Source organism: Methylocella silvestris BL2 (assembly GCF_000021745.1).
Classification (GTDB): domain Bacteria; phylum Pseudomonadota; class Alphaproteobacteria; order Rhizobiales; family Beijerinckiaceae; genus Methylocapsa; species Methylocapsa silvestris.
The window spans coordinates 2411925-2427505 of the sequence record NC_011666.1; the positions used below are offsets into that span (position 1 = coordinate 2411925).

The 15581-nt window shown below is 64.1% G+C and carries 12 protein-coding genes; 7 read left to right on the forward strand and 5 right to left on the reverse strand.

Going from position 1 to position 15581, the window contains the following annotated elements:
- Positions 1-21 precede the first annotated feature (21 nt).
- Complete coding sequence (locus MSIL_RS11380; protein ID WP_012591232.1) at positions 22-1638, reverse strand: bifunctional ADP-dependent NAD(P)H-hydrate dehydratase/NAD(P)H-hydrate epimerase; 1617 nt, start codon at positions 1636-1638, stop codon at positions 22-24.
- A gap of 132 nt (positions 1639-1770) precedes the next feature.
- On the opposite strand from MSIL_RS11380, the gene hspQ reads away from it, so the two are divergent.
- Positions 1771-2100, forward strand: a complete 330-nt coding sequence (gene hspQ, locus MSIL_RS11385) for a heat shock protein HspQ (protein ID WP_012591233.1) — start codon at positions 1771-1773, stop codon at positions 2098-2100.
- A gap of 15 nt (positions 2101-2115) precedes the next feature.
- Here hspQ and MSIL_RS11390 read toward each other — a convergent pair whose 3' ends face one another.
- From MSIL_RS11390 to MSIL_RS11405, 4 genes are all read right to left on the reverse strand, one after another.
- Positions 2116-2820, reverse strand: coding sequence for a potassium channel family protein (locus MSIL_RS11390; protein ID WP_012591234.1), 705 nt, complete (start codon positions 2818-2820; stop codon positions 2116-2118).
- A 262-nt stretch (positions 2821-3082) separates the two neighbouring features.
- On the reverse strand, positions 3083-5866 hold the full coding sequence (gene gyrA, locus MSIL_RS11395; RefSeq protein ID WP_012591235.1) for a DNA gyrase subunit A: 2784 nt from the start codon (positions 5864-5866) through the stop codon (positions 3083-3085).
- Between the two features lie 173 nt (positions 5867-6039).
- Positions 6040-6546, reverse strand: a complete 507-nt coding sequence (gene ssb, locus MSIL_RS11400) for a single-stranded DNA-binding protein (protein ID WP_012591236.1) — start codon at positions 6544-6546, stop codon at positions 6040-6042.
- Between the two features lie 252 nt (positions 6547-6798).
- Positions 6799-8127, reverse strand: coding sequence for a dicarboxylate/amino acid:cation symporter (locus tag MSIL_RS11405; RefSeq protein ID WP_012591237.1), 1329 nt, complete (start codon positions 8125-8127; stop codon positions 6799-6801).
- 211 nt (positions 8128-8338) lie between these two features.
- Here MSIL_RS11405 and uvrA point away from each other — a divergent pair, with 211 nt between their 5' ends.
- The 6 genes from uvrA to ubiE all read left to right on the forward strand — a co-directional run bounded on the left by uvrA (position 8339) and on the right by ubiE (position 15553).
- Positions 8339-11389 carry an excinuclease ABC subunit UvrA gene (uvrA, locus tag MSIL_RS11410; RefSeq protein WP_012591238.1) on the forward strand — a complete coding sequence of 1017 codons (3051 nt, stop codon included), beginning with the start codon at positions 8339-8341 and terminating at the stop codon, positions 11387-11389.
- A gap of 6 nt (positions 11390-11395) precedes the next feature.
- The gene (locus tag MSIL_RS11415; protein ID WP_012591239.1) at positions 11396-12307 is read left to right on the forward strand and encodes a class I SAM-dependent methyltransferase; all 912 of its coding nucleotides are present in this window, start codon (positions 11396-11398) and stop codon (positions 12305-12307) included.
- The gene (locus tag MSIL_RS11420; protein ID WP_012591240.1) at positions 12304-13071 is read left to right on the forward strand and encodes a pseudouridine synthase; all 768 of its coding nucleotides are present in this window, start codon (positions 12304-12306) and stop codon (positions 13069-13071) included. The genes MSIL_RS11415 and MSIL_RS11420 overlap by 4 nt, the downstream gene beginning before the upstream one ends.
- A gap of 121 nt (positions 13072-13192) precedes the next feature.
- The gene (locus MSIL_RS11425) at positions 13193-14134 is read left to right on the forward strand and encodes a hypothetical protein (protein ID WP_012591241.1); all 942 of its coding nucleotides are present in this window, start codon (positions 13193-13195) and stop codon (positions 14132-14134) included.
- On the forward strand, positions 14131-14655 hold the full coding sequence (locus MSIL_RS11430; RefSeq protein ID WP_012591242.1) for a hypothetical protein: 525 nt from the start codon (positions 14131-14133) through the stop codon (positions 14653-14655). Before MSIL_RS11425 ends, MSIL_RS11430 begins: the two co-directional genes overlap by 4 nt.
- Positions 14656-14803: 148 nt before the next feature.
- On the forward strand, positions 14804-15553 hold the full coding sequence (gene ubiE / locus MSIL_RS11435) for a bifunctional demethylmenaquinone methyltransferase/2-methoxy-6-polyprenyl-1,4-benzoquinol methylase UbiE (RefSeq protein ID WP_012591243.1): 750 nt from the start codon (positions 14804-14806) through the stop codon (positions 15551-15553).
- Positions 15554-15581: the final 28 nt, after the last annotated feature.

Consider the following 15581-nt stretch of genomic DNA (forward strand, 5'->3'; position numbering starts at 1 on the left):
CTTGATCGCGCGCGGCGGTCTTTAGAGCGGGCCGAGACCCAGACTGTCGTAGAGAGCGCGCAGGACGGCGGGCAGCGATTCGGGCAAATCCTCGGAGATCAGCCCGACGCCGAATTGGCGCGCCGCCGCCCCATGCAGCCAGACGGCGGCGGAGGCCGCCTCGAAGGGCGGCATAGCTTGCGCGCACAGGCCGCCGATCATGCCGGCGAGAACATCGCCCGAGCCGGCGGTGGCGAGCCAGGGCGGCGAGAGATCGTCGATCGTCGCGCGCCCATCCGGATCGGCGACGACGGTGTCGGGGCCTTTCAGCAGCACGACGGCGCCGGTCAGCACCGCCGCAGCCCGCGCCCGCGTGAGCTTCGAGCCGGAGCGCAGGTTTTTGAGCGCCTCGCACGCGGCCTCGGGCTGGAGGCGGGGCCCGGCATAGCGATCGGCGTCGTCGGGCGAGGCGCCGTCAAACAGCCGCGCGAATTCGCCGTCATGGGGCGTCAGAACGACCGGCGCGCCTGAGGCGCGGATCGCCTGCCCGAGTTCGGCCGCCGCGCCCTTGAAGCTCGACAGAGCGTCGGCGTCGAGCACGATCGCGCGGGGCGAGGGATCGGCCGTTGCGGCCGCGAGCGCGGTCGTCACGAGGGCCCGCGTCGCGGCGCCGACGCCAAGTCCAGGACCGAGCACGAGCGCGTTCTTGCGCCTGTCGGCGAGAATCGCCGCCAGTTCCTCGGGCCCGTCACAGGGCGTTGTCATGATAGCGGTCAGCGCCGCGGCGTGGACCGCCAGCGCGTCGCGCGGGGTCGCGACCGTGACGAGCCCCGCCCCGGCGCGCAGCGCGCCCCTTGCCGCAAGCCGCGCCGCCCCGGTGTGCGCCAGCGAGCCGGACAGGACAAGCGCATGGCCGCGCGAATATTTATGTCCCTCGATGGACGGAAACGGCAGCAGGCGGCCCCAGAGCTGCGGTCCATTCGCCGCCGTTTTCGGGGCGATCGCCGCGAGCGCCTCCGCCCTGATGCCGATATCGGCCACGACGGTCTCGCCGCAGCAGATGCGTCCGGGCAAAAGTAGATGGCCGGGCTTGCGGCGGAAGAAGGTGATGGTGCGCGCCGCACGCACGGCGACGCCGCGAATCTCACCGCTGGTTCCATCGAGGCCCGAGGGCACGTCGACCGCGAGCGCCGGCTTCCTGCGCCGCGCCGACCACTCATTGAGGCGGAGCACGGCGTCGCGCGCCGCCCCGTCGAGATCGCGCGCGATGCCGGCGCCAAACAACGCGTCAATCGCAACATCTGCGCTTTCGAGATCGAGCGCCTCAAGCGCCGAGACGTCGCCATCCCACGCAGCCGCAGCGGTCGCGGCGTCGCCATGCAGCGCCTCGCGCGGCCCAAGCAAGCCGAGCGTCACGGAAAAGCCGCGCGCCTTGAGGAGCCGCGCCGCGACGAAACCGTCGCCGCCATTGTTGCCGGGGCCGCACAACACGGCGATCCGGCCGCCCTTCGGCGACAGCCGCGCGGCCTCGGCGGCGACAGCGGCGCCGGCGTTTTCCATCAGTTGATAGCCCGGCGTGCCGGAGGCGATGGTGAGCCGATCGGCTTCGCCCATTTCCGCATTGGTCAACAATTCGGGCGGAAGGTTTTGAAAGCTCATGAGCGACCGGTCCCGTAGGCGCGGGTCCAATTGACATCAGCGGCGGCGCCGGGTACCGAAATGAGGTCCGGATGATCCGCTCTGGCGCCCGATGGGCCGCACCGGCGTCGATTTTGCCGCGGACGTGATTTCATGAAGCCTCTTGTTGCGAAATTCGGCATAGGACAGGTCGTCAAGCACCGGAAATATCCTTTCCGGGGCGTGATCTATGACGTCGATCCGGTCTTCTCCAATACCGACGAATGGTGGCAATCCATTCCGGAAGAAGTCCGCCCGCGCAAGGATCAGCCCTTCTACCACCTCTTTGCGGAGAATGCCGAGACCGAATATATCGCCTATGTCTCGGAGCAGAATCTGCTGCCCGACACGTCGGGCGATCCGGTGCGCCATCCGCAAGTCGACGAGATTTTTACGAGAGCGCAGGACGGCGGCTATCAGATCCGGACGGGCCGGCGCAACTGATCGGCGGCTCGGCGCTCAAGATCTGCTGGAGCGTTCGGACAGTTCGAGCGTGACGAGGCGGGCGAGAAGCGTCGCCGGAAATAGCTGGCCGACAATCGCTTCAAGATTGGCGAGCGAGCGAGCAACCGGATGCACCGGGACGATGTCGCCATAGCCGACCGATGTCAGCGTCGTGAAGCTGAAATAGATCACGCGGCTGGCAAGGCCGCGCATTTCGGTTGCGTCGAGGTTTGAGATCGCGCCGGGCGACGCAAGGGCGACCACCGTAAACAGTCCGGCGAAGGTCATGCCGATCGTCAGATACAAGAGCACCGCGCCATTGATGCGGTGAATGGTGATCTTGCCCGGCGCAAACACCGCCTGCGTGACGACGACGATCAGCACGGCGTCAATGATTAGCGTGGCGACGGCGTCGAGATAAAGATCGACGAAAGAGGGCGAGTTCGATCGGAGGACGATCGCCGCGGCCGCGACGCCAATGCCGAAGAGGAGCGCGACGATCACCGACCAGCGCCGTGATTGGGTCAGCGCGCAGCTTGCCAGCAACAGGACGACGACGAATCCGTAGCCCTCCGCCGAGATCGCGCCCGCCGCATGAAGCGGCACCACGATGAAAATCAGCGCAATCAGCAGAAGGGTCAGGATCGACAACAGCGGATCGCGGATCTCGTCGCGGCTTTTGGGCAGCGACAGACGCGCGCGGCGCCTTCTGATCGCCATGAGTCGCTCTGCTCCGCCCAAACTGACCGCCGCCTCTCGCTGTCGTTCAACGCATCATGTCGATCCGAAAAGTCTGCAACTTCTCGGCATGATGTTTTTGTCTCAACGCATCATGTTCATCCGAAAAGTCTGCAACTTTTCGGCATGATGTCTTTGTTTCAACGCGTCATGTTCATCCGAAAAGTCTGCAACTTTTCGGCATGATGTTTTTGTCTCAACGCATCATGTTCATCCGAAAAGTCTGCAACTTTTCGGCATGATGCTAGGCCTCTCCCGGCTCCGTGGAGGGATCGGAAGACGGCTCGCCTTCTTCCGTCTCGCCCCGCGCCGCGTCCTCCTCGGTGATCCGCTCGACCGACACGACCTGCTCGTCGGCGCCGGTGTTGAACACGATGACGCCCTGCGTTCCGCGGCCGGCGACTCGAATGCCTTCGACCGGGCAGCGGATCAGTTGGCCGCCATTGGTCACCAGCATGATTTCGTCGCCGTCCTCGACCGGCATCGAGGCGACGAGAAGGCCGTTGCGCGGATTGACCACCATGGCGACGATGCCTTTGCCGCCACGTCCGGTGATGCGATATTCATAAGACGACGTGCGCTTGCCGTAGCCATTGCTCGACAGAGTCAGGATGATCTGTTCGTCGGCCGACATGCGGGCGTAGCGGTCGGGGCTGAGGCTCTGCGGTCCCGCATCCTCGGCGCCGTCCTCCCCTTGCGCGTCGGCGGGGCTCTCGGCTCCCGCCTCGGCGGAGGCTTCGCCCGCGACGGCGCGCCGCATTTTGAGATAGGCGATGCGCTCGCCGCTGTCGGCCTCGGTGTGGCGCAAGATCGCCAGCGAAATGACGCGGTCTCCTTCACTGAGCGAAATGCCGCGCACGCCCATCGAATCGCGCCCCTTGAACACCCGGACGTCGGTGACGGGAAAGCGGATGCACTGACCTTTGGCGGTGGTCAGCAGGACGTCGGCGTCCTCGCCGCAGATCTGGACGTCGACGATCTCTTCGCCCTCGTCGATCCGCATGGCGATCTTGCCGGCGCGATTGACCTGCGCAAAATCGGACAGCTTGTTGCGCCGGACGGTGCCGCGCGTCGTCGCGAACATCACGTCAAGCGTCGCCCAGGCGTCTTCCTCTTCCGGCAGCGGCATGATGGTCGTAATGCGCTCGCCCTGTTCGAGCGGCAGCATGTTGACGAGCGCCTTGCCGCGCGCCTGCGGGGCGGCGAGCGGAAGCCGCCAGACTTTCTCCTTATAGACCTGTCCCGCCGAGGAGAAGAACAGCACCGGCGCATGGGTCGAGGCGACGAACAGCCTTGCGACGAAATCCTCGTCGCGGGTCTGCATTGCCGATCGCCCCTTGCCGCCGCGCCTTTGCGCGCGGTAGGTCGCGAGCGGCACGCGCTTGACATAGCCATGGTGCGAGACGGTGACGACCATGTCCTCGCGCTGAATCAGATCCTCATCGTCGACGCCGGTCGCGCTGTCGAGGATGATGGTTCGCCGCGGCGTCGCATGGGCGGCCTTGACCGCCAGCATCTCCTCCTTGACGATGGAGAAAAGCCGCTCGCGCGAATGCAGGATTTCGAGATAGTCGGCGATTTCGACGGCGAGCTTGTTCAGGGCTTCGGCGATTTCCTCGCGGCCGAGCGCAGTTAGCCTTTGCAGCCGCAATTCGAGAATCGCCCGCGCCTGCGCCTCGGAGAGACGGCATTCGCCGTTCTCCGACAGGATGTGGCGCGGATCGGCGATCAGCAGAACGAGCGGCGCCATGTCATGCGCCGGCCAGCTGCGCGCCATCAGCGCTTCGCGCGCGGCGGCGGCGTCGGCCGAGCTGCGGATCAGCCGGATCACCTCGTCGATATTGGCGACGGCGATGGCGAGGCCGACCTGAAGATGGGCGGCGTCGCGCGCTTTGCCGAGCAGATATTTGGTGCGCCTTGTGACGACCTCCTCGCGGAAATCGACGAAAGCCGTCAGAAAATCCTTCAGCGTCAGCATTTCCGGCCGGCCGCCGTTCAAGGCGATCATATTGCAGGCGAAACTCGACTGCAGGGCCGTATAGCGCCAGAGCTGGTTGAGGACGACCTCGGCGACGGCGTCGCGCTTCAGTTCGATCACGATGCGCATGCCGTCGCGATCGGATTCATCGCGAAGGTCAGAGATCCCCTCGACGCGTTTTTCGCGCACGAGATCGGCGATTTTCTCGACGAGGCTCGATTTGTTGATCTGATAAGGGATCTCGGTGACGATCAGCGCCTCGCGCTCCTTGCGCAAGGTTTCGACCTCGACCTTGGCCCGCGTCAGAACCGAGCCGCGTCCGGTGAGATAGGCCGACTGGATGCCGGTGCGGCCGAGAATGGCGCCGCCCGTCGGAAAGTCGGGGCCGGGCACATAGGCCATCAGCTCCTCGATGGTGAGCTCCGGATTGTCGATCAGGGCGATGACCGCGTCGATCACCTCGCCAAGATTATGCGGCGGAATATTGGTCGCCATGCCGACGGCGATGCCGCCCGCGCCATTGACGAGAAGATTGGGAAAGCGCGCCGGCAGAACGACCGGCTCGCGCTCCTTGCCGTCGTAATTGTCCTGAAAATCGACGGTGTCGGAGTCGATATCCTCGAGCAGCGCCATGGCCGGACGCGCGAGACGCGATTCGGTATAGCGCATCGCCGCCGGCGGATCGCCGTCGACCGAGCCGAAATTGCCCTGGCCGTCGATCAGCGGCAGGCGCATCGAAAAACCCTGCGCCATGCGCACCAGCGCATCGTAAATGGCGCTGTCGCCGTGCGGGTGATATTTGCCCATCACGTCGCCGACGATGCGCGCGCATTTGACGTAAGGCCGGTCGGGCGTGTGGTTTTGCTCGTGCATCGAGAACAGGATGCGCCGATGCACCGGCTTCAGCCCGTCGCGCACGTCGGGCAGCGCGCGGCTGACGATGACGCTCATCGCGTAATCGAGGTAGCTGCGCCGCATTTCGTCGGAAATCGAAACCGGGCGGATATCGGAGCCGGGCGCGCCCGGCCCTGTGTCGTCGTTGTCGGCCAAAGCAGCCAATCCAGAAAATGAGCGAGTTAAGGGAGCAGATCAGGGCCAGCGGGCGAAGCGCCGCGCGGCCTGCGCCGGCCGAACCTAATCGACCGGACGACAAAACGCCAGCGCGCCGCGCAAGCTCAAGAAAACGTCATCAAAACAGCAGATTAACCTGCGGTCAACTCCGCCTAGAACGGAATGTCGTCGTCAATGATGTCGGCGACGCGGCTCGCCCCGGCTGCCGCCGGCCGGCGTTCAGGGGCGCGCTCCATCGGCGAGGAGCGCCCGAAACTCGACGAGGAATCCTCAAAGCCGCGATCGCCCTCGGCCTCGCTGCGGCCGCCGCGGCTGTCGAGCAGCGTCAGCTCGCCGCGAAAACGCTGCAGCACAATTTCCGTCACCTTGCGCTGATTGCCGTCCTTGTCGGTATATTCGCGCGTCTGCAACTGGCCCTCGACGTAAACCTTCGAGCCTTTCTTGCAATATTGATCCGCGATCTTGCCGAGATTTTCATTGAAAATCACGATGTTATGCCATTCGGTGCGGTCTTTCCGCTCGCCCGTCGCCTTATCGCGCCAGGAATCCGTGGTGGCGAGGCTGAAGCTCACGACGGCGTCGCCGGAATTCATCCGCCGCGTTTCGGGATCGCGGCCGAGATTGCCGATGAGAATGACCTTGTTGACGCTGCCCGCCATGCTGACGCTCCTGCAAAGCGGGGCGCCGCGTTCGACCCCTCCCGCTCGATTTAAGATTTCGCTTGTCGCATGATCTTAGCGGAAACGCCCCGCAACCGGCCCTCGATCACGCATCCGTCCACATAAAATACGATTTCCACGCAAAATGCGACGCAGCCTTTGGCGCGAAGTCGGCGACCGCCCAGATGTTCCACTTATGTTCTAACATCCGCGCCGATGCGGCGCAAGTCCATTGCGTCGAAACACGGCGCCTCAAGGGGTGGCGACGCCTGTCTTGATGTCGCTCACATCGATATTCTTGCCGAGCGCCAAGTTGAGTTTTTCGCGATCGAGCTCGCCTTCCGACCAGGAGATCACAACGGTCGCGACGCCATTGCCGATGATATTGGTCAGCGCGCGGCATTCGCTCATGAATTTGTCGATTCCAAGCACGATCGCCATGCCCGGCACGAGCGCCGGATTGACCACGGCGAGGGTCGCCGCCAGCGTGACGAAGCCCGCGCCGGTGACGCCGCTCGCCCCTTTCGAGGTCAGCATGGCGACGATGAGAATGGTCATCTGCTGCCCGAAGGTCAGATCGACGTTGAGCGCCTGGGCGATGAACAGCGTCGCCAGCGTCATGTAAATATTGGTGCCGTCGAGATTGAAGGAGTAGCCGGTCGGCACGACGAGGCCGACGACCGGCCGCGAGCAGCCGAGCCGTTCGAGCTTTTCCATCAGGGCCGGCAAGGCGCTCTCCGAGGAGCTGGTGCCGAGCACGATGAGGAGTTCGGATTTGATGTAATTGAGGAATTTGAAGATGTTGAAGCCGGCGATGCGGGCGATTGTCCCAAGAATGAGGAAAATGAACAGCGCTGACGTCGCGTAGAAGGTGGCGATCAGGCCGGCGAGGTTTCCAAGCGATTGCGGCCCATATTTGCCGACGGTAAAGGCCATCGCGCCAAAGGCGCCGAGCGGCGCGAGCTTCATCACAATATTGATGACGCCGAAGATGGCGTGCCCCGCCTCGTCAATCACATGCAGCACGACCTTGCCGCGGTCGCCGAGGGCCATCAGCGCGAAGCCGAACAGAATGGCGAACAGCAGCACCTGCAGCACGTCGCCCTTGGCGAAGGCGCCGACGACGCTGTCGGGAATGATCCCGAGCAGGAAGTCGACCGTCGAATGTCCCTCCCCCTGCTTCTCGAAGGCGATCGCCGCGGCCGCGTCGCCATGGCTGCCCGAAAATCCCGCCCCGGGCCGCACGACATTGCCCATGAGCAGTCCGAAGCCGAGCGCGAAGGTCGAGACGATCTCGAAATAGATCAACGCCTTGACGGCGACGCGGCCCACCTTCTTGGCGTCCGAGACATGGGCGATGCCGGCGACGACGGTGCAGAAAATGATCGGCGCGATCAGCATCTTGATCAGCTTGATGAAGCCGTCGCCGAGCGCCTTCACCCAGGGCGCGGTCGCATATTCCGGCCAAAGCCAACCAAACAGGGCGCCGACCAGGATGCCGAACAGGACCTGCACATAGAGGACCTTGTAGAACGGTTTCGCCGGAGCGCTCGGCTCCGCGCCTGCCGATACCGCGACCATCCTGTCCTCCCGTTTTTCTTCTTCTTGAGTCTTTTGGCGGCGCGGCGGGCGCCGCGCTTTTGCAAGGCTTTCAGGATTTGGCCAAATTGCAATGGCAAAATGCGCGAAGCCCGCTAAATTAGCAGGAGGGCGCGACCTTCCGCGCAAGCTTCCGCGCGAGAGGCGGCCCTCTCGGCCGCGCTTGCGCTTGCTCAAAGTCAGACCGGAATCCATGAAGTCATCGAAGCCGTCCGCCGGCAAAAAGGCGGGGTCGGTCTCGCGCAAGTCTGCGCCGCAGGCGCGTGAGCCCGAATCGCTCGAACAAAAGGCGCTGAAGCCCAAAAGGCCGGCGCAAAAGACGGCTGCGCCGCCGCAAGCCGCAACCCCGGCGAGCGCCCCCGCGGCGGCCGCCGGGCGGTCGATCGTCGTGCGCGGCGCGCGCGAGCACAATCTCAAAAACGTCGATCTGACGATCCCGCGCGATCGGCTCGTCGTCTTCACCGGCCTTTCGGGCTCGGGCAAATCCTCGCTCGCCTTCGACACCATCTATGCGGAAGGCCAGCGCCGCTATGTCGAATCGCTGTCGGCCTATGCGCGCCAGTTTCTGGAGATGATGCAAAAGCCCGACGTCGACCAGATCGACGGGCTGTCGCCGGCGATCTCGATCGAGCAGAAGACGACGTCGAAGAATCCGCGCTCGACCGTCGGCACCGTCACCGAGATCTACGACTATATGCGGCTCCTGTTCGCGCGCGTCGGCATTCCCTATTCGCCGGCGACTGGCCTGCCGATCGAGAGCCAGACGGTCAGCCAGATGGTCGACCGCGTCATCGCTTTGCCGGAGCGCACGCGGCTTTATCTGCTGGCGCCGGTGGTGCGCGGGCGGAAAGGCGAATATCGCAAGGAAATCGCCGAATTCATGAAGCGCGGCTTTCAGCGCCTCAAGATCGACGGGCAGTTTTACGAGATCGCCGACGCGCCGACGCTCGACAAGAAATTCAAGCATGACATCGACGTCGTGGTCGACCGCATCGCCGTGCGGCCCGACATCACGCCGCGCCTCGCCGACAGTTTCGAGACGGCGCTGGAGCTCGCCGACGGCATCGCCATCGCCGAATATGCCGACGAGCGCGACGAAAAGGGCGAGGCGAAGCGCGTCACCTTCTCGGCCAAATTCGCCTGCCCGGTGTCCGGCTTCACCATCCCCGAGATCGAGCCGCGGCTGTTCTCTTTCAACAATCCGTTCGGCGCCTGTCCGCATTGCGGCGGCCTCGGCTTCGAGCAGACGGTCGATCCGGAGCTGATCGTCCCCGACCCGAAACTCACCCTGCGCAAGGGCGCCATCGCGCCCTGGGCGCGCTCGAGCTCGCCCTATTACATGCAGACGCTGGAGGCGCTGGCGAAGCACTTCAAGTTCCGCCTCGACGCTCGTTTCGATTCCCTGCCGCAAGAGATCCGGGAAACGCTGTTCTACGGCTCGGGCAAGGAGCCGGTGCGCTTCGTCTATGAGGACGGCTATCGCTCGCATGAGACGAACAAGCCGTTCGAAGGCGTCATCCGCAATCTCGAGCGGCGCTATCGCGAGACCGAAAGCGAATGGTCGCGCGAGGAGATCGGCCGCTATATGACCGCCACGCCCTGCAGCGTCTGCCATGGCGCGCGGTTGCGTCCCGAAGCCCTCGCGGTCAAGATCGAAGGCCTCCATATCGGCGACGTCACCGCCTTTTCCGTGCGCGCCGCCAGCCAATGGTTCGAGACGCTTGGGGAAAAGCTCGACCCGAAACGGCGCGAGATCGCCGCCCGCATCCTGAAGGAGATCCGCGAGCGGCTTTCCTTCCTGATCGACGTCGGGCTCGACTATCTGACGCTCGGGCGCGGCGCCGGCACGCTCTCCGGCGGAGAGAGCCAGCGCATCCGCCTCGCCTCGCAGATCGGCTCGGGGCTGACCGGCGTGCTCTATGTGCTGGACGAACCGTCGATCGGCCTGCATCAGCGCGACAATGCGCGGCTGCTTGAAACGCTGCGGCGCCTGCGCGACCTCGGCAACAGCGTCATCGTCGTCGAGCATGACGAGGATGCGATTTTAACGGCGGATCATGTCGTCGACGTGGGGCCCGGCGCCGGCGTTCATGGCGGCGAGATCGTCGCGCAGGGAACGCCCGCCGAGATTCTGGCCGATCCAAATTCGCTGACGGGACAATATCTCACCGGCGCGCGCGAGGTCGCCCCCTACCGCCCGCGCCGCAAATTCAATCGCGCCCGCACGCTCGACATCGTCAACGCGAGCGGCAACAATTTGAAAAACGTTTCGACCTCGATCCCGCTCGGCCTGTTCACCTGCATCACCGGGGTCTCGGGCGGCGGCAAATCGACGCTCGTCGTCGACACGCTCTACAAGGCCGTTGCGCGAAAACTCAACGGCGCGGCCGAGCATCCCGCCCCGCATGAGCGCATCGACGGGCTGGAGCATCTCGACAAGGTGATCGACATCGACCAGTCGCCGATCGGCCGCACGCCGCGCTCGAACCCGGCGACCTATACCGGCGCCTTCACGCCGATCCGCGAATGGTTCGCGGGACTGCCCGAGGCGAAGGCGCGCGGCTATCAGCCGGGGCGCTTCTCCTTCAACGTCAAGGGCGGGCGCTGCGAGGCCTGCCAGGGCGACGGCGTCATCAAGATCGAGATGCATTTTTTGCCCGACGTCTATGTCACCTGCGACGTCTGCAAGGGCAAGCGCTACGACCGCGAGACGCTGGAGGTGAAATACCGCCACAAATCGATCGCCGACGTGCTCGATATGACCGTCGAGGAAGCGGCCGATCTGTTCAAGGCGGCGCCCTCGATCCGCGAGAAAATGGCGACGCTGGCGCGCGTCGGCCTCGGCTATATCAAGGTCGGCCAGCAGGCCACAACTCTGTCCGGCGGCGAGGCGCAGCGCGTCAAGCTCGCCAAGGAGCTGTCGAAACGCTCAACGGGGCGAACGCTCTATATTCTCGACGAGCCAACGACCGGACTGCATTTCCATGACGTCGCCAAGCTCTTGCAGGTGCTGCAGGAGCTGGTCGATCAGGGCAACACCATTGTCGTCATCGAGCATAATCTCGAAGTCGTCAAAACCGCCGATTGGGTGATCGACCTTGGCCCCGAAGGGGGCGACGGCGGCGGCGAGATCGTCGCCGAGGGAACGCCGGAGCAGATCGCCAAGGCCAAGGGCAGCTACACCGGCAAATTCTTGCGCGAGATGTTGGCGCGCCGCCCGGCCAGCGCGCGGGCGGCGGAATAGCGGCCCATGACAGTGGAAAACAGGGAAGGCGTATTTGGCGCGCCGCCCGCGGAGCTTGCCGGGGCGGGCGCGGGCGCGATCCAATTCTCGCCGCTGGTCCCCGGCGCCGCGGCGCTCGAAGACCAAGCTGAAGCCTCGCTCGCCGCCATGACCATGCTCGCGCCGCCGGGGGCGCTGGAGCGCCGCCGCGCGCTGGCGCTCGCGCTGCGGGCGCTGGCGCCGGGCGCGGCGCTGGTCGCGTTGGCGCCAAAGGACAAGGGCGGCGCACGCCTCAAGACGGAGCTTGAGGGGTTTGGCTGCGCGGTCGAGGAGAGCTCGAAGCGCCATCACCGCATTTGCCGCGCTGAGCGTCCCGCCAAACCCGAGGGGCTGGAGCAGGCCATCGAAGAGGGCGCGCCGAGGTTTTGCCCTGAGACGGGGATTTGGTCGGAGCCCGGCGTCTTCAGCTGGAATCGCATCGATCCCGGCAGCCAGCTTCTCGCCGATTCCCTGCCCGCGCTGAAGGGCGAAGGCGCCGATCTTGGCTGCGGCGTCGGCTTTCTCGCCCGGCGCATGCTCGCTTCGCCGAAAGTTACGACGCTTCATTTGATCGACATCGACCGCCGCGCCATTGCCGCGGCGCGGCGCAATGTCGAGGATCCGCGCGCAACAATCATCTGGGCCGACGCGCGGGAAAGCGGCCTGAAGAATCTCGATTTTATCGTGACCAATCCGCCCTTCCATGACGCCGGCGAGGAAGATCGCGCGCTGGGACAGGCCTTTATCCGGCAGGCGGCTTCAATGTTGCGCAAGGGCGGCGCGCTGTGGCTCGTCGCCAACCGCCATTTGCCCTATGAGGGCGCTTTGAAACCTTTGTTCCGCGAGTTCGCGCCAAAAATCGAGGCGTCCGGCTATAAAGTCTTCGAAGCCATAAAATGACCGCGCCCGCCGACAAAATCCCCATGTTGCGGCTCGACCGGCTGCTCGCCAATCTCGGCTATGGCACGCGCACGCAGATGCAGGCGATGGCCCATGCAGGGCGCATAAAACTCGATGGCGCGGCGCTGCGCGATCCTGCGCTGCGCGTGGCGGCGACGCCTGAATTTTGCGCCCGCCTCAGCATCAACGGCGAAGCGCTCGATCCGCCGCCGGGCATGGTCATCGCGCTCAACAAGCCCCGCGGCGTCACCTGTTCGCGCAAGGAGGCGGGGCCGCTCGTCTTTGATCTGCTCCCGCCGCGGTTCCGTCTGCGCGAGCCGGCGCTCTCGACCGTCGGCCGGCTCGACAAGGACACCTCTGGCCTGTTGCTCATCACCGACGATGGCGCGCTGCTGCACCGGCTGATTTCCCCCAAACACAACATCGCCAAACGCTACTGCGCGAAACTTGCGCGGCCTCTGCGCGGCGATGAGGCGGAGATCTTTGCTTCGGGCGAAATGATGCTGGACGACGAAGCCAAGCCGCTGCTTCCGGCGGTTTTGCGCGTGTTGTCCCCGACTGAGGCCGAGGTGAGCGTCACGGAAGGCCGCTATCACCAGATCCGCCGCATGTTTGCCGCCACAGGCAATCATGTGCTGGAGCTGCACCGCATGTCGATCGGCGATTTTGCGCTGCCGCTGACGCTAGCGCCGGGCGATTTCCTGCTGTTGCGCGCGAGCGAAGCGGAGGCGGCGGTGCGGGGGGAGGCGTTGCGCGCGGGATGACGAAGTTGCGTGATCTTACGCCGCGCCCGTCTTGCGCATGGCGGCCTTTGGAGCGCCGGTCGCTATAGGCCCTTCGCGGAGGTCGGCTATAGGATGCGGCTCCTGATCTGGAGGCCGATTCATGAGACCGAGCGAAGGCGCGCCTTCTTCCTCTTTGCAGATTACACACGAAGGGCTGACGCTGGCCGGCGTCCTGCTCGCGAAAAGGCAGGGCGAAGAGCTTTGCCTCGACGAAGAGCGCATTGTGACGCTGCTTGCCATCGCGCAAAGGGCGCGTGTGGCGGACTCTGCGTGGAACGCGATCGGTCGCGCGTCAAAACATTGGGGTTCTGGCGACAGGGCGCTTGCCGCCATTCATCTCACGCAGATCGGCCTGCGCAAACTCGACGAGGACGATCGCGAGCGGGTCGCGCTTGCGGCCGCTCTGCTTGATGCCGGCATGAGCACAGGCGAGCTAACGCGGGAGCTCGGGCTGACCCTCCAGCCCGAGGCAAGGAAATACAGCGACGCTCAACCGCGTGTGCCGGCCGGAAACAGCCGCGCCAGCGGGCAATGGACGTCAGGAGATGGGGCGGGGAGCGCGGCAACAGGCGGCGAGGCGCCGGTGGTCGATGGGCGGTCGGCAAGCAGCTTCGATCACTATCCCAAAGATGTCCCCAAAGAGGCAATTGCAGTGATATTGCCCGATGGCAGACCAGTCATCGATTATGATTCGCCTACAGGAAAATTGATGGCGCCCCCACACGCTAACTTTAATGAAGTTTATACAGCGGGAAAACGATCTAAAAATATTCTGGAAATCAATGACGCCATAGGTCACTACGGCAAGTTCGATTTCCAGAGGGACGGCGAGCGCCGAACTTATTACGTTGCCTACAAACATGCCAGCAATTATGCAGTTGGCGTTTACATGGCGGGAGCAGGGTTTTCACGAGAGGAGACAATAAATATTTCAGAGAACTTCTCCTATTATTACTCGTCAAACTATGAAAAGGACCGGTTCGAGCGAAAATATTGGACTTCTCGTGGCTGGAATGACGCTCATTTCGGAGCATGGAAGTGATCGGCCTTCTTGTGGCTCCTTTGGGTTTTGCAATCTGCTTCCCATTTTTTGCTTATATGACGTATCGATTATGGAGAAAAAGACCACCCTTAGCCTTCGCAGCCCTCCACGGACTGAAATGGCTGGGCGTCTTTTTTGTGCTCGCGGTGGCGCTGAACGCCGGCGTTGTCGCCGCCCGGCTGGCTGGCATAGTGATCAACTCATGCGATTTAATTGACACGAGCGCGCCTGTCGCAAATCGTCGGGGCGACACGGCGCAAGGACGACTTAAAGCGTGCAAAATCCTCGCTTCTACCGAGGATTATTCGGTCGTCCTGCGATCGCATGCCATCTGGGCGCTGTGGCCGAAAACCCTGATCGATTATTCGCCGGTCGGCGATGACGATCCCGCTTTGCGTTGGATTGACGAAAAAACCCTCAGCGTCGATCTCGGCAAGGTCTCCTGGGTCTCCCCGCGCCTCGACAAGGCCGGCGACATCAAGGTCGTCTATACTTACAGCATAGTCGATGCGCCGCGCTGACTCTGGGGCGGCCTGACGTCTGCCGACGTTCCGGCGCGGCGCAACAGAAGCACCGGTTTCGCGCCGCATAGCCAGCGCCGCCGCGAGCGGCTATGGTCGGCGAATCCAAACCCGCCCCGCCCGGCGCCCGCCGCACCCGAAGAAACCCATGTCCGAACAGACGCATTTCGGTTTTTCCCGCATCGATCTGAAGGACAAGCAGGCGCGCGTCGACGATGTCTTTCACAAGGTCGCCTCGCGCTACGACCTCATGAACGATCTGATGTCGGCCGGCCTGCATCGGCTTTGGAAGGATATTTTCGCGTCAAAGGTGAGGCCGTCGCGCGGCGCGCCTTATCGCTGCCTCGACGTCGCCGGCGGCACTGGCGATATCGCCTTCCGCATCGCTGAGGCCGGAACGCGGGCGACGGAGATTGTCGTCCTCGACATCAACGCCGACATGCTCGAAGTCGGCCGCGCCCGCGCCGCCAAGCGCCGGTTTGAAGCGCGGCTCGAATTCGTGCAGGCCAACGCCGAAGATCTGCCCTTCGAGGACAATAGCTTCGACGCCTATACGATCGCCTTCGGCATTCGCAATGTGCCGCGCATCGAACGCGCGCTCAGCGAGGCGCGTCGCGTGCTGAAGCGCGGCGGCCGCTTCCTCTGCCTCGAATTTTCCCATGTCGATCTGCCGCTGTTCGACAGGCTCTACAAGGCCTATTCCTTCGCCGCGATTCCCCGCCTTGGCAAGCTCGTGACGGGAGACGAAGAGTCTTATCGCTACCTTGTCGAGTCGATCGAGCGCTTTCCTGAAGCCGAGGCGTTTCGCCAGATGATCGCGCGGGCCGGTTTCGACCGCGCCGATTTTACGCGGCTGACGGGGGGCGCCGTCGCCATTCACAGCGGTTGGAAGCTTTGAGGCAGGTTCGCGCAGCGGCAGGGCGCCG